Annotated in this window: 16 protein-coding genes and 2 tRNA genes; 12 read left to right on the top strand and 6 right to left on the bottom strand. The window is 49.7% G+C overall.

Going from position 1 to position 14216, the window contains the following annotated elements; all coding sequences use genetic code 11:
- Window positions 1-5: 5 nt before the first annotated feature.
- From GN278_12940 to GN278_12930, 3 genes are read left to right on the top strand one after another with little or no spacing between them, the layout of a single operon-like run.
- Entirely contained in the window at window positions 6-971 is a 966-nt protein-coding gene (locus GN278_12940) for an ATP-binding cassette domain-containing protein (protein XAT61579.1), read from the top strand.
- Window positions 968-1972 carry an ATP-binding cassette domain-containing protein gene (locus tag GN278_12935; protein ID XAT61578.1) on the top strand — a complete coding sequence of 335 codons (1005 nt, stop codon included), beginning with the start codon at window positions 968-970 and terminating at the stop codon, window positions 1970-1972. Before GN278_12940 ends, GN278_12935 begins: the two co-directional genes overlap by 4 nt.
- Window positions 1872-2774 carry a GNAT family N-acetyltransferase gene (locus GN278_12930; protein XAT61577.1) on the top strand — a complete coding sequence of 301 codons (903 nt, stop codon included), beginning with the start codon at window positions 1872-1874 and terminating at the stop codon, window positions 2772-2774. The genes GN278_12935 and GN278_12930 overlap by 101 nt, the downstream gene beginning before the upstream one ends.
- A 20-nt stretch (window positions 2775-2794) precedes the next feature.
- Here the strand turns inward: GN278_12930 and GN278_12925 are convergent, their stop codons facing one another.
- A complete protein-coding gene (locus tag GN278_12925; protein ID XAT61576.1) occupies window positions 2795-3340 on the bottom strand; it encodes an NADPH-dependent FMN reductase in 546 nt (181 codons plus the stop codon).
- Between the two features lie 317 nt (window positions 3341-3657).
- Between GN278_12925 and GN278_12920 the strand changes: the two genes are divergently transcribed.
- The gene (locus GN278_12920; protein XAT61575.1) at window positions 3658-4101 is read left to right on the top strand and encodes an MmcB family DNA repair protein; all 444 of its coding nucleotides are present in this window, start codon (window positions 3658-3660) and stop codon (window positions 4099-4101) included.
- Window positions 4102-4103: 2 nt separating this feature from the next.
- Here the strand turns inward: GN278_12920 and GN278_12915 are convergent, their stop codons facing one another.
- Window positions 4104-4295 carry a hypothetical protein gene (locus tag GN278_12915; GenBank protein ID XAT61574.1) on the bottom strand — a complete coding sequence of 64 codons (192 nt, stop codon included), beginning with the start codon at window positions 4293-4295 and terminating at the stop codon, window positions 4104-4106.
- 150 nt (window positions 4296-4445) lie between these two features.
- On the opposite strand from GN278_12915, the gene GN278_12910 reads away from it, so the two are divergent.
- Window positions 4446-4522, top strand: a tRNA-His gene (locus GN278_12910).
- 71 nt (window positions 4523-4593) lie between these two features.
- Here GN278_12910 and lepA read toward each other — a convergent pair.
- Both lepA and GN278_12900 read right to left on the bottom strand, forming a co-directional pair.
- Window positions 4594-6393 (bottom strand): elongation factor 4, encoded by a 1800-nt coding sequence (gene lepA, locus GN278_12905; GenBank protein ID XAT61573.1) that lies wholly within the window; start codon window positions 6391-6393, stop codon window positions 4594-4596.
- Between the two features lie 103 nt (window positions 6394-6496).
- Window positions 6497-7270, bottom strand: coding sequence for an alpha/beta fold hydrolase (locus tag GN278_12900; GenBank protein ID XAT61572.1), 774 nt, complete (start codon window positions 7268-7270; stop codon window positions 6497-6499).
- Between the two features lie 75 nt (window positions 7271-7345).
- On the opposite strand from GN278_12900, the gene GN278_12895 reads away from it, so the two are divergent.
- From GN278_12895 to GN278_12865, 7 genes are all read left to right on the top strand, one after another.
- The gene (locus GN278_12895; GenBank protein ID XAT61571.1) at window positions 7346-8011 is read left to right on the top strand and encodes an SOS response-associated peptidase; all 666 of its coding nucleotides are present in this window, start codon (window positions 7346-7348) and stop codon (window positions 8009-8011) included.
- A 58-nt stretch (window positions 8012-8069) separates the two neighbouring features.
- A tRNA-Gly gene (locus GN278_12890) sits at window positions 8070-8143 on the top strand.
- A gap of 285 nt (window positions 8144-8428) precedes the next feature.
- Entirely contained in the window at window positions 8429-8857 is a 429-nt protein-coding gene (mscL, locus tag GN278_12885; protein XAT61570.1) for a large conductance mechanosensitive channel protein MscL, read from the top strand.
- A 458-nt stretch (window positions 8858-9315) separates the two neighbouring features.
- Entirely contained in the window at window positions 9316-9777 is a 462-nt protein-coding gene (locus tag GN278_12880) for a hypothetical protein (protein ID XAT61569.1), read from the top strand.
- A 1-nt stretch (window position 9778) separates the two neighbouring features.
- Window positions 9779-10000, top strand: a complete 222-nt coding sequence (locus GN278_12875) for a helix-turn-helix domain-containing protein (protein ID XAT61568.1) — start codon at window positions 9779-9781, stop codon at window positions 9998-10000.
- A gap of 58 nt (window positions 10001-10058) precedes the next feature.
- Window positions 10059-10397, top strand: a complete 339-nt coding sequence (locus GN278_12870) for a DUF2306 domain-containing protein (protein ID XAT61567.1) — start codon at window positions 10059-10061, stop codon at window positions 10395-10397.
- A 58-nt stretch (window positions 10398-10455) separates the two neighbouring features.
- Window positions 10456-11454 carry a zinc-binding dehydrogenase gene (locus tag GN278_12865; GenBank protein ID XAT61566.1) on the top strand — a complete coding sequence of 333 codons (999 nt, stop codon included), beginning with the start codon at window positions 10456-10458 and terminating at the stop codon, window positions 11452-11454.
- 48 nt (window positions 11455-11502) lie between these two features.
- On the opposite strand, the gene GN278_12860 is transcribed toward GN278_12865, so the two are convergent.
- Entirely contained in the window at window positions 11503-12591 is a 1089-nt protein-coding gene (locus tag GN278_12860) for a DUF2793 domain-containing protein (GenBank protein ID XAT61565.1), read from the bottom strand.
- Between the two features lie 93 nt (window positions 12592-12684).
- Window positions 12685-14013: a nucleotide sugar dehydrogenase gene (locus GN278_12855; GenBank protein ID XAT61564.1), complete on the bottom strand. Its 1329-nt coding sequence runs from the start codon at window positions 14011-14013 to the stop codon at window positions 12685-12687.
- Between the last annotated feature and the right edge of the window lie 203 nt (window positions 14014-14216).

Here is a 14216-nt window from a genome sequence, read left to right as displayed (position 1 = left end):
TCAGCATGACTTTATTAAAAGTAGAAAATCTGTCGGTGGAATTTCAAACCAATGATGGCGCGGTGCAGGCAGTGAAGGATCTAAGTTTCGAGCTGGAAAAGGGCGGGTCTTTGGCCATTGTCGGGGAAAGCGGGTCGGGAAAATCGCAAACCGCTTTTTCAATCATGGGGTTGCTGGCCGAAAATGGGCGCAGCAGTGGCCGGGTTTTGATCGAAGGAAAAGACATCCTTAACCTGCCAACCTCTGAACTCAACACATATCGCGCCGAAAAAATGGCTATGATTTTTCAGGATCCCATGACCTCGCTCAACCCGTATTTGCGGGTGTCAGAACAGATGGTCGAGGTTTTGCTGCATCATCGGGGGATGAGCAAGCGCGCGGCTAGGTCGCGGGCCATCGCTATGCTGGATGCGGTGCGCATACCTGATGCCAAAAACCGTGTGCATATGTATCCGCATGAATTTTCTGGCGGGATGCGGCAGCGGGTGATGATCGCAATGGCTCTTCTGTGCGAGCCGGAGTTGCTCATCGCTGATGAGCCGACAACAGCTTTGGATGTGACCGTTCAAGATCAAATTATGTCCTTGCTCGGCGAGTTGCAAAAAGAGTTTCAAATGTCGCTAGTGCTGATCACTCATGATTTGGGCGTGGTGGCCCAAAGCTGTGAAAAGGTTTTGGTACTTTATGGGGGGCAAATGATGGAATATGATGACATCAAGCCATTGTTTGCCAGTCCGAGCCACCCCTATACTCAGGCGTTATTGTCAGCGATCCCTCGTTTGGACCAAGGAAATGAAGCATTGAATGCCATTCCCGGAAATCCACCAAATATGATGAATATGCCCAAAGGCTGCCCGTTTTCGCCCCGTTGTGAGCATGTAGTGGACCATTGCAGAACCGAGCGCGCGATGGTTGTGCCCAGCGGTAGTGGTTTGCGCGCCTGCCATAAGCCCAAGGAGGAGTTGGTATGACGACGCGTGAGCCAATTCTATCTGTACGCGATCTATCCGTAGTGTTCCACGTTGCCCGCCGTGGCGCGATGCCTTGGACGCCAAAGGATAAACTCAGAGCGGTTGATAATATCAGTTTTGATCTGTATCCGGGTCAAACCCTTGGAGTGGTCGGGGAAAGTGGTTGCGGTAAGTCCACTTTGGCCCGCGCTATAATCCGCATGCTGCCAGCTGAGACCGGTCAAGTGCTTTGGCTGGGGCAGGATTTGCTAACCACAAGCGATGCCGCGATGAAAGAAAAACGCCGCGATCTACAGATGATTTTCCAAGACCCGCTGGCCTCGCTGGATCCACGGATGACAATTGGCGAAATTGTTGCAGAGCCGCTTAAAACCCATTTCCCAAAAATGCAAAAAACTGAACGGTCAGCAAAGGTTCGGCAGGTATTGGAAAAGGTTGGGATTTTGCCCAATTTGATTAACCGCTATCCACATGAATTTTCTGGTGGTCAATGCCAGCGGATCGGGATCGCAAGAGCGTTGATCATCAACCCAAAACTGATCATTTGCGATGAACCGGTCTCAGCGCTTGATGTATCTATTCAGGCACAGGTGATCAATCTGTTGATGGAGCTACAAAACGAACTGGGGCTCTCGCTGGTGTTTATTGCGCATGATCTAAGCGTGGTAAAACATATTTCTGATCGGGTGATGGTGCTATACTTGGGCAATATGGTTGAATTTGCAGGCAGCGACGATTTTTATGCCCGTCCGCTGCATCCCTATGCACAAGCATTGATTGCCTCTGTGCCCGTACCGGATCCAACAGTGCCCAAACGGCCACAGGATGCGTTGATTGCAGGGGATTTGCCATCGCCGATTAATCCGCCCTCGGGCTGCGTATTCCGCACCCGATGCCGTCATGCGACAGATATTTGCGCAGAGCAAAAACCGATCCCAGATACAGCAAATGGAGATCATTTGGTCGCCTGTCATCACTGGCAGCAGATCAATGCTGGATAAGCTATCGCTTGGTTTGCGCACCGAGCTCATGATGCTGAAGCCCTTTGGCGGGCTAACGTCGCACTTCGATTGTTTGCAATTTGTATCGCCGGCAATGCCGGATTACTTTTTCGGCAATTGTCTGGTTTTTCCAAAGCCCCCAGTGGTGGATGATTTCCCGCGTTGGACATCGCGGTTTGAAACCCTTTTTGCAGATATGGCAGGCATTCGGCACCAGACATTTCTATGGCCAAGCCACCGTTTTGACCCAACGGATATTTTGCCTTTTACCAAAGCTGGCTTTGAACTTGACGCAACAGCAGTAATGGACAGTGCGCATCCTAAAGCGCACCGACCTTTAGAGGCAGGGATTGCACTGCGCCAAGTGACCTCTGATGCAGACTGGCAAGCCGCGTCTAATCTTCAGATTTCGGTTGGTTTAGAGGATATGGAATATGAAGGCTACAGTGATTTTGAACGCCGCAGGATGGTGGTTTTGCGGCGCTGGGCCGAAGCTGGTAATGGCGGTTGGTTCGGGGCTTTTGAAGGCTCTAAATTGATTGGCTCACTTGGGCTGTATGTGGAAAAAGGGATCGCTCGGTATCAGGCGGTTGGCACCCATAAAGAATATCGCGGGCGCGGCATCGCGGGTGCCTTACTCGCGTTTGCAGCACACTCGATAGCAGAGCAGCATAAAGTTGATCAGTTTGTGATTATTGCCGATCAGGACAGCACTGCGCATCGGCTTTATCTAAAGAGCGGATTTGAATTTCATTCCGCCGAGCATTCGCTCATGCGTGCGCCCCAATCCGAACCTGATTGAGCCCAGTAAAAATATAAAGTTTAGTGAGGTATTTCACTTAAACGGCGTAGTTCGACCATCAGCCCCTTGATTGCTGTGAGATAGCGTTCGTTTTTGAGCTGTCCATTTTCGTCAAATTCCTTTGAGGCATTGGCCACAGCAATTATTGGAGATGTGATCAAGCGGGGGCCAAAGGGCGTTAGACAGTGGCGCAGCATATATTGGGCAGTTTCGCCGCCGGTGCGCCCATCTGCGGCACTCATCACGGCCACGGGCTTGTTCTTCCAAGCACCGCCAGGCACGCGGCTTATCCAATCCAGTGCATTTTTCAGCACCCCTGAAATGCCTTTATTGTATTCCGGGCCAACAACGATAACGCCATCGGCACCTTTTATTGCATCCACAAGCTGTTGCACCCCATCCGGAATGCCCTCACGGTCCTCAAGATCGCCGTCATAAAGCGGCAGGTTCAAGAGAATTTCCTCGTAAGAGCATGGGCCGAATTCTGCAACAGCTTGGTTAAGCAATTGACGGTTGTAAGACTCTTTTCTTAAGGATCCGCAAAGGCCAATAATTTTTGGTGGCATCGCTGTGGAACTCCTTTACACATATTGCAATCATCTGCCGCTGCCGCGCTGGGCAGTGAATAAAGTGGCGGGACCGTAGCAACCGTAGGGTGTTTTATTCCCGAGGACCTGTGTGAACAGGTGGGCGCCAGGTAAATGGACCAGGATCCAAACAGAGCCAGCTCCCTCGGAAGTGCTTAAGGCCAACGGAATGTAACCGGACACGAGAAGAACAGAACCGCCAATCTGACAGCTAGGCTTAAGCGAGCTAAAAAGCAAGGCTACCTCGAATACTCACTTGCAAAATCCGGCGTAAATTTTATCTTCTGGTGATGGAGATGTTTTCTCAAAAGCAATTGACACCCGGACAAAAACTGGCGCGTGGGGCGGCGCGTCATTTAACCAGTTTGGGATACGCCAGTATTGAAGAGTTTGTGCCCAGCAGGGGGCTGCGGGTGGATCTAATGGCGCTTGGGCCGAAAGGCGAGCTTTGGATTGTTGAATGCAAATCATCGCGTGAAGATTTCACCAGTGATGATAAATGGCAAAATTATCTGTCATGGTGTGACCGTTACTTTTGGGCGGTAGACGCCGAGTTTCCAACCGAAATTTTGCCGGATGAGCACGGTTTGATTATAGCGGATGCCTATGATGGCGAAATGATCCGAAACGGCCCGTTGGCGCCTTTAGCTGCCGCGCGGCGCAAGGCACTTTTACAAAAGTTTGCGTTTCACGCAGCGCGGCGGCTGCAGCGCTGGCGTGACCCTGAGTTCCGCCTGTAAGGTCAGGATTTCCCCAAACTGCGCGCACCTTTTGCAGCGGCCATGATTTCCTGTGCAATCTCATCTGCCTCATCAGGATCGAAATCCATCGGAAGCTCGATACTGCCACCGGTGACAAATATCCTAACCATGCCGGTGTCGGTTGGTCCAATTTGCAGATTGGTTTCAATATCGGATGGTGTGTTGATACCCATATGTGCGGCTCCCTGTTCGGTTATAGGGCTTACTTGGCCTTGGCTGGTTTTGCAAGATCGTCAAGGTTTGCAAAAAATGGGCTTTGCTGGCATTCTTAACCTCAATAACACTTGCAATTGCGCCCGTGCAAAGCTACATCGCGTGCCAGTGCCGCCTTAGCTCAGTAGGTTAGAGCGCTGGATTGTGGATCCAGAGGTCCCCCGTTCAAGCCGGGGAGGCGGTACCATCCAAGACCTGCACGCATAAAATACCTGCATCCGGCAATGTCTGATCTATACGCGCGCTGGGAAAGTGTCGCTAGCCGTCCATTTTAAGCGCTGAAATGAACGCTTCTTGCGGAATATCCACCTTGCCAAACTGGCGCATTTTCTTTTTGCCGGCCTTTTGCTTGTCCAGCAGCTTGCGCTTACGGGTGGCATCGCCGCCATAGCATTTTGCGGTCACGTCTTTGCGCAGGGCGGCCAGCGTTTCACGGGCAATGACCTTGCCGCCGATCGCCGCTTGGATCGGGATTTTGAACATATGGCGCGGGATTAAGTCTTTGAGTTTTTCACACATCGCCCGGCCGCGAGTTTCCGAGCGATCACGGTGTACCATGATCGACAGCGCATCAACAGGTTCATCATTGACCAAAATAGACATCTTCACCAGATTGTCCTGACGGTATCCGGTGAGCTGGTAATCAAAACTGGCATAGCCTTTGGTGACGGATTTTAGGCGGTCATAAAAATCAAACACCACCTCATTGAGCGGCAGATCATACACCACCATCGCGCGGCTACCGGCATAGGTCAGATCAAGTTGAATACCGCGCCGGTCCTGACAGAGTTTAAGCACATCGCCGAGAAATTCATCAGGTACAAGGATCGTGGCCTTGATGCGTGGTTCCTCTAGGTGGTCAACTTTGCTCAGATCGGGCATATCTGCGGGGTTATGCAGTTCGATCTGTTCTCCGTCGCGCATATAAATATGATAAATCACCGAAGGCGCTGTGGTGATCAGTTCGATATTATATTCCCGCTCGATCCGGTCGCGTATCACCTCAAGATGCAGCAGGCCAAGAAAGCCGCAGCGAAAGCCAAATCCAAGCGCAGCCGAGGTTTCCATTTCAGAGCTAAAGGACGCATCATTGAGCGCGAGCTTTTCAATCGCGTCGCGCAGATCTTCAAATTCAGAGCTATCAACGGGGAAGAGGCCGCAAAATACAACCGGCTGGCTGGGTTTAAAGCCTTCAAGTGGCACATCGGTGCCCTTTTTCTCATGCGTGATCGTATCGCCAACACTGGTATCACGCACTTGTTTGATGGATGCGGTGATAAAGCCGATCTCGCCGGGGCCGAGGGCTTCTATATCCTGCATTTCAGGGCGAAACACCCCGATCCGGTCAATATGGTGGGTGGACCCATTTGACATCATCTTTACCCGTTCGCCTTTTTTAAGGACCCCATCCATGATCCGCACCAAAACCACAACGCCAAGGTAGCTGTCATACCAGCTGTCCACCAACATGGCTTTTAATGGGGCGTCTCGGTCCCCGCCGGGAGCAGGCAGATGTTTGACAATGGCTTCAAGGGTTTCTTTGATCCCAACGCCAGTTTTTGCACTGACTTGAATAGCTTCGGATGCATCTATTCCGATCACATCTTCGATCTGTTCCGCAACCCGGTCGCAGTCGCTGGCCGGCAGATCAATTTTATTCAGCACAGGTACAATTTCATGATCCGCATCGATGGCCTGATAAACATTGGCCAGAGTTTGCGCTTCGACGCCTTGGGTGCTGTCGACCACCAAAAGCGAGCCCTCAACCGCGCGCATCGAGCGGCTGACCTCATAGGCGAAATCCACATGGCCAGGCGTATCGATAAGGTTGAGCACATAGCTTTCACCATCATCGGCTTGATAATCAATGCGCACCGTATTGGCTTTGATCGTAATGCCGCGCTCTCGCTCGATATCCATCGCGTCGAGCAGCTGCTCTTTCATATCGCGATCCTTCACGGTGCCTGTTGACTGTATCAAACGGTCAGCCAGCGTCGACTTACCGTGATCAATATGGGCAACGATAGAAAAATTACGTATTTTGCTCAGCTCTGTCATGCGCTGTGATATGAGTTGATTTTAGCCTTGGGTCAAGGTGCGATTAAAAGGATTGTCCAGATCGAGCGCCTTGAGTGCTGTGGTACAACGCCGCGTGGGCAGGTTAACCGCTGCTGCTGTCCAAAAACACCCGCAGCGTGGCTTCAAAAGCGCGGGGTTGATCGGCGTGCAGCCAATGGCCTGCATTTGGAATTTTGGCAAAGCGTGCCATTGGAAAAAGCGCTTTGATCTGGGGCCGCATTTCACGGGTGACATAAGTGCTATCCGCGCCAGATAAAAACAAAGTTGCTTTTTCAAACTGCTTGTCGATTTTGGGAAAGCCGATGATTTTTGGCATTTCTTGCTCAAGCACATCCAGATTAAGCTTCCAGCGGCGGTTTTTTAGGTCTAGGGATTGGGTGAAAAAGCTGTGTAAAGCCGGGTCTTCGATCTCGTCTGCAAGCGCTGATATCGCCTCGGATCGCTTTTCTATTTTCGCCAAATCCACAGAACGCATCGCGCTGATATATTGGCTTTGGTCGTGGCTGTAGCCCACTGGTGCAATATCTGCAACGCATAAGCGGTCGACCAATTCAGGACGTTCAAGCGCAAGGATCATCGCGGCCTTTCCGCCCATAGAATGCCCAATCACCGCCATAGGCTGATCAAAATGGGTAATCACCTCGGCCAGATCTTGCGCCATGTCAAAATAGCTATGACTGTCAAACCACGGGCTATCACCATGATTTCGCAGATCAACCGCAATCACCCGCCGGTCACTAGCAAGTCGTTTGCTGACGACCCCCCAATTGCGTGCCGACCCATAGAGCCCATGAACGATCAAAAGCGGAGGCAGGGGCGGACTTGCCTTGGTGGGATAATCCAGAAAATTCAACATGGGGCAGTGCATAGCGCAGCTGTTGCTGTGTGACCAGACTTTCCAAATGAAATTAGCCTTGATAAGCCCACCTATATGTGTGGACGTTTTGCGATAACTTTGCCAGTGGATGCTATGGCGCGGCTGTTTGACGCTGCCGCGTCCAATGAACTGCCAGATGTGCCCAATTATAACGTCTGCCCCACCAATCATATACATGTGATTGAGCACAGTGATGTGCAAAGGCGGTTGGTGCAGATGCGCTGGGGTTTTATTCCCAAGTGGTATAAAAAACCAAATGGTGGTCCCTTGTTGATCAATGCCCGAAGCGAAACTCTGGCCCAACTGCCCGCCTTTGCACAAGCCTGCCGTATGCGGCGATGCCTGATCCCGGCCACAGGGTTTTTCGAGTGGACAAAAACCCAAGACGGCACAAGGTTGCCTTGGTATATTGCGCGCCAAGACGCAGAGCCGCTGGCGTTTGCAGGGGTTTGGCAAAGCTGGGGGCAGGGCGAGCTAGCGCAGAAAACTTGCGCGATTGTGACAACCAAGGCCAATCGGCAGATGCAAGCGCTGCATCATCGTCTGCCGTTGATTTTGCCGCAAAAGGACTGGCCGCTGTGGCTGGGTGAGGCCGGCAAAGGGGCCGCCCGTTTAATGCAACCTTTGCCAGATGACGCGCTTTGCTTTCACCGTGTGGATACTGCGGTTAATTCTAACCGCGCTAGTGGGCCCAAATTGATTGGTGCGATTTCCGTATGAAGAGCGATCTTCTGGCTTGACGCTCCATGGGGGTTGTTTTATCACCCGACTTCAGTGAGCGGGTATGGTGAAATGGTATCATAAGAGCCTTCCAAGCTTAAGGTGCGGGTTCGATTCCCGCTACCCGCTCCAAAAATCGGTAGAGTAATGCAGCCTACCGATGGATGAAATACCTAGAAAATTATCATGAAAAAGCATTGCTTGGGTATTGAACTACACAGATTCTTAGCAGATTTCAGACCGACATTCTGACTTAAGTATGTGACTACGCAGACAATTTCACTTCTTTAGATAAGGTCCCGATGGTTTACTGAAACACTTTTCCCAATCATGGCTTTAGGCTGTGATTACTACGACACTTTTAGTAGGGTGAAAAAACAGGAAGACCTGTAGGTAAACAAAGTTGAAAGGGACAACATGTTTAAAGAATTTAAAGATTTTATAGCCAAGGGCAATGTCATGGACATGGCCGTTGGAATCATTATTGGCGCGGCCTTCACGGCCATTGTAAAATCCATGGTTGGTGATCTGATCAACCCGTTTATTGGACTCTTCATGGGCGGTGTGGACTTTACCAATATGTATGCCGTACTGGCCGGGGATGTCGCTGTAGGCGCCTCATTGGAGGCAGCCCGAGAAGCAGGTGCTGCTGTCTTTGCGTATGGCGCATTCATCATGGCAGTCATTAACTTTTTGATTATTGCTTTTGTGGTGTTCATGTTGGTTCGCTATGTGAATAAAGTGAAAGAGGCCTCTGCCAAAAAGGAAGTGGCTGTTGAAAAAGCGCCGGTAGGCCCAAGTGAAGTGGACCTTCTAACCGAGATTCGGGATGCTTTGAAGAAATAACCAACGCAAAGGTGATTTTGCAGCCTGTGTATGACCGCATGGAAGCTTTGCAGCGCCATGCGGTCTATGAGTTTGTCCAATTCAAGCAAAATGGTTTTAAGCGTATCAGTCTAGGAATCGGATACTATACGCCATAACCACATCTGCTAAGTGACAATAAATCCAGCTATATTTGCGGTGTCCTGTTGGATAGATCCTGACAGCCGACAGTTATAAAGTGCATAGAACGATACCAATTTTGCGGCTTAAATTTAAGGGCCCAGATAGTTCCAAGGCTATTTTCGTTTTGCCGGTGTACAGCAAAAAAACCTTTCGTCAGGTTTTCTTTATTTGCCGCTATATGTAAAAAATAGCAGACATTATGTAACAAATATTTGACATACTAAGAATCTGAAACTAGCATGAGTATATAATTTTTGACACTGAGTCGCATATTTACGACACAAGAAATGGAAAGCATGTCACACGAAGAAAAAAACACCGTCCTTCAGATCATCACTGGGATCGCTATTAACATTTGGATCATTATAAAAGTCAGAAACCTTTATGCATCTGGCCTAATGGAGGGCCCTGATGCGATCCAAACATGGGCGGAAACGATGTTTTGGGTTATCATCATTGCCATTGGTGCAGGGATCATTATCGCCATCATTGGTACGGTTCTTTTTTCGATCATCGAAACTATCTTTTGGGGGGAGGCTGACAATAATTTCATCAGCGACGAGCGGGACAAGATGATCGCAAACACAGGAAATAAAATCACGATCGGTTTTGCCGGTGCTGGATTTATCGCCCTTATCGCAGGGATAAAGTTTGGATACGCACCAATCGACTGCCTTATTTTATTGATGTTTAGCTATTCGCTTGGGGGACTTGTGGGCGAGTTCGCCAAATTAGCCCGCTACCGAATGAGCTTTTGATATGGCCCAAAAGCTAACCATAACAAACTCGATCCGCCGTCTGCGTTTTGATGCCGATGAGATGACGCAAAAAGCCCTAGCCGATAAGGTCGGTGTTACCCGCCAGACCATTGTCGCGATCGAAAATGCCAAATATTATCCGACGCTTGAGCTGGCCTTTTTAATTGCCCGCGTCTTTGGCAAAGAAATTAGCGATGTATTTTCGATCCAGTTTAAAGATTAGCCTCTACGAAGATCTAGTCCAAAAATAAGCGCAATTTTTTCCCAATAGGAGCTTACAAATGGTTATTTCCATGTCCACTCGAAGTGTACCTTATGTCTTGGCCGCATTTTGCATTATTCCAGTCGCGGATACTTTGTATCGCCGCGCTGAAATTATACGGGCAGATCAATGGCTGCTCGGTTTCAACCCCGCTGTTGTGGGTAATCTACCGCTTTTCATTCACGGCATCGGCAATATTATTTTTCTAGTTCTCGGTGCTTTGCAACTATCCGTTACCAGCGCGTGCAGGCGCATAAGGTTGCACCGGGTTCTGGGACGCCTTGCAGGTTTGGGGGCAGTTATCGGTGGTTTAAGCGGTGTTTGGATGACGCTATTCAGGTTGTTGGTTGGATCATAAACCTTGTGATTGCAGAAAAGTTCTTTGTGCGCCGTGGATTTGATAAAGGAGCAGGCATTTGACACCTGAAACGATGAAAGCTGCAGTTTTAACCAGATTTGGAGGGCCTGAAGTTATTCAGATCGCAAAAAGGCCTATACCAACTCTAAAAGCCAACCAAGTGCTGATCCAGAACCAAGCGGCAAGCGTGAATTCCAGCGATGCGCGCATCCGCTCAAAGAATGTCCCAAAAGGCTACAAATTTCTGATGTCATTGATGTTTGGCTTCAACAGGCCCCGCATAGAAACCCTTGGGACAGTGTTTGCCGGTAGAGTCACGCAGGTCGGCGCAAGTGTTACAAAATTCAAACTGGGGGATTTGGTTTTCGGCAGCACTGAGTTGAAAATGGCCACTCATGCAGAATTTGTTGCGATCAGCGAAGATGCTGCAATCGCGCACGTACCGGGCAAATTTACCCCTACCGAAGCTGCCTCATTGGTCTTTGGGGGCATCACCGCCCTGTACTTTATAGAAAAATCTGATCTCAAGAGGGATGAGCGTATCTTGATCAATGCAGCGGCCGGATCGGTTGGGATCGCGGCAGTTCAAATCGCCAGCCAAATGGGCGCGCATGTTACCGCCATAGCCTCATCGGTAAATCATGACTTTCTAAGGAAAAATGGGGCAAAAAGCTGCATCGACTATACTGCGGCAAACCTTAGAAACCTTACCGAAAAGTTCGATGTCATCATGGATTGCCTAGGCACGACGCCCTATGTAACCCACCATCATCTGCTCAACAAACAAGGACGCTTTGCGCTTGTTACAGGAACGCTGGCCGAAGGCCTGGCCGCACTATTTAGAAGCGCATTTGGCAAGCATAAAGTCGTTGGGGGTACGTCAATTGCAACGCGCGCATCACTAGATAAGATCGTTAAGTTGGCACAGTCAGGCGCCATTAAGCCAATCATAGAAGCCACATTTACTCTTGATCAGATCAAGGACGCACATGCCCGCATTGATAAAGGCCACAAGCGGGGGAACTTTATTGTAAAATTCAGGCCATGGCCAAAGTGATAAAGAACACCATCGTGAGATGGGCAAGGGTATAGTTTAGCTCTTTGGTCAGCCAATTTTATAGCCCCAGAAAAAAGTAAATTCTTCGGCAAATTGGCAGCCGTGGGCAGTTGCAAAGCCTTGCAGCTCGACCTCTTCCCCGGCGTTGAGCGTGACAAAAGCTTCGGTTTTGACAGCGCTTAAACCATCTATGTGCGGCGCTGTATTCCCAGCGAGGGATGCTTTGATTTCATGCATACCATTGCGCACCAACCGTGCTTGCAGTTGGCTTGAATTTGAAGTGGTTTCTTTGAACATGACTTGCCCGGCTAAATAGTAACTGCCCTTAGTCGGCGCACGAAATACGTTTTTGGCCGGATCGAAACAGCCTTGATTGTTAAATTCGGCCATATTGATCCCGATCTTTATCCATTGATCTGCCGGGGCGTCATTGTGGTAGTTGGTATAGGCGTGAAACCTTGGCAAATTGGGCAAGCTAACGCAGCCGGTAGCTGCATCCACGCGCAGCCCGTCCTGAAAAGTGATATTATCCTCGGTGGTTGTGATGCGAAAATCATCTGTGCCCAAAAGCCCAGCCAAAGCACGGGTTTGGCCGTCACTTTGGAAAATGAAACCCGCATCCTTTTCGGTGCTTTCCTTGTTGAGGATATGCAAAAGGCTGCCGGACCCCTCTTCGCTCTGTGGGGTTGCTGTCCACAATGCGGTTCCCGTTTTAACTGCCAATTTTTGTTGGTCTGAGGTTTCTGAGCCAATAGATAAGCTTTCAAAGGTAGCATCGCCTGATCCATGTGCGCTGCCGCTGATCGCTTGCCAATCAGTGCCATCAAAAACCCGCAGGACCCGGCTTGAAAGCACAAAAATTCGCCACCCAGGCTGCGGGGTCAAAAAGGCCCAGTTGCCATCCTGCCATAGGGCAATACTGCCAGAGTGACCAACCCATGCGCCGCTGGCACCCTGCGGAATTAAAAAACAGTCACCCTCTTCTGCGCTTAGGGGGGCGCTGTTTATACTGTCTGAAATAGCTGCCATTTGCACCAATATGTCCAATTGGCGCAAAGCCTGATTATGGGTGACATGTTTTTGTGCCTGTGACGGCTGCATGTAGGGCAGGGATAAACGAGAAGAATTTTCAGTCATAATTGGGTGTAGTCCGCAGTGAATGTGGACCAAACTATGATCTTAAATTGGTTAATGCGCAGCAAGCCCTGCGCACGCGTGATAAAGTAATTTTTAAGAGGGCTCTTTAAAAAATGGTGCCCGCCCAATGCTGTCATAGGCTTCAAAGCCTGCTTTTTTAGCATCTTTGGCGCTATAGATATTTCTGAGGTCAGCCATTTTTGCTCGGTTCATTTTGCGGGCAATCTTTTTCAAGTCCAAGGCACGAAATTCGTTCCATTCGGTCAAAATCACCAGCAAATCAGCGTTTTGTGATGCCTGATAGGGGTCTTCGACCCATCGCCCGCCGGGCAGTAAATCTTCGCCTTCATGGCGGCCTTGGGGATCACATAGACGCACTTTAGCGCCACCGCCAATTAACGCGGGAACAATGGTCAGGCTGGGCGCATCGCGCATATCATCGGTGTTTGGCTTAAATGTCACTCCGAGCACGGCAATTGTTTTGTCGTTAAAGCTGCCATCACATAGTTCCAATAGCTTTTCGATCATCCGGCGTTTTATTTCATCGTTGACCTTAATCACAGTTTCGGTGATTTGCATCGCAACGGCATTTTCCTGACCGATGCGGGCAAGCGCTTTGGTATCTTTGGGAAAGCAGCTTCCGCCGTAACCCGGCCCGGCATGAAGAAATTTGCTGCCGATGCGGTTGTCCATCCCCATGCCTTTGGCCACCTGTTTAACATCGGCGCCAACCTTTTCGCAAAGCGCGGAAATTTCATTGATGAAACTGATTTTAGTGGCCAAAAACGCGTTCGCAGCATATTTCGTCATTTCGGCGCTTTCCAGATCAGTAGTGATAATTGGAAAATCCCGCAGATAAAGTGGCCGGTAAATTTCCGCCATCACCTCGGCGGCTCGGTCACTTTGCACCCCGATCATTACCCGATCAGGTTTCATGAAATCCTCAATTGCTGCCCCTTCGCGAAGAAATTCGGGATTTGAGGCAACATCAAATTCAAGCGCAGGCGCAGTTTTGCGGATCAATTGCTTGACTTGCCTGTTGGTGCCCACAGGAACTGTGGATTTTGTAACCACCACCAAATAATCGCTTGCGGCTTGAGCAATTTCTTTGGCCGCGGCCATCACATATTGCAGATCGGCATGTCCGTCGCCGCGCCGTGTTGGGGTGCCAACGGCAATAAATGCCGCATCCGCCCCATCTATTGCCGCCTGCAAATCTTGGGAAAATGAAAGCCTGCCAGCCGCTACGTTTTTTGCCATAAGCGCGTCTAGGCCGGGTTCATAAATGGGAACTTTGCCAGAGTTGAGCAGATCTATTTTTTTGGGGTCTTTGTCGACGCAAATAACGCTGTGGCCAAAATCGGAAAAGCAAATGCCCGATACCAGCCCCACATATCCAGTTCCAATCATTGCAATTTTCATCAAAATTTATCCATCTGCAAATCTCTTAAGTCTGTCAAAACATCTAAACTGTAGCTAATGCAAGCCTGATAGCGAGTTGGGCGGAAAATTCCCAGAGTATTTCAGGCCGCTTTGACCAGTTTTGTTAAATCTTTATGAATCTGCCCCCACAATGCCACAGTTTGTTAAATTTCCGTAAACCTTAATCGTCAAGCTTGATCCCC

The organism is Rhodobacteraceae bacterium Araon29 (assembly GCA_039640505.1).
Taxonomy (GTDB): domain Bacteria; phylum Pseudomonadota; class Alphaproteobacteria; order Rhodobacterales; family Rhodobacteraceae; genus CABZJG01.
This window is presented reverse-complemented; position numbering and strand designations above follow the sequence as displayed.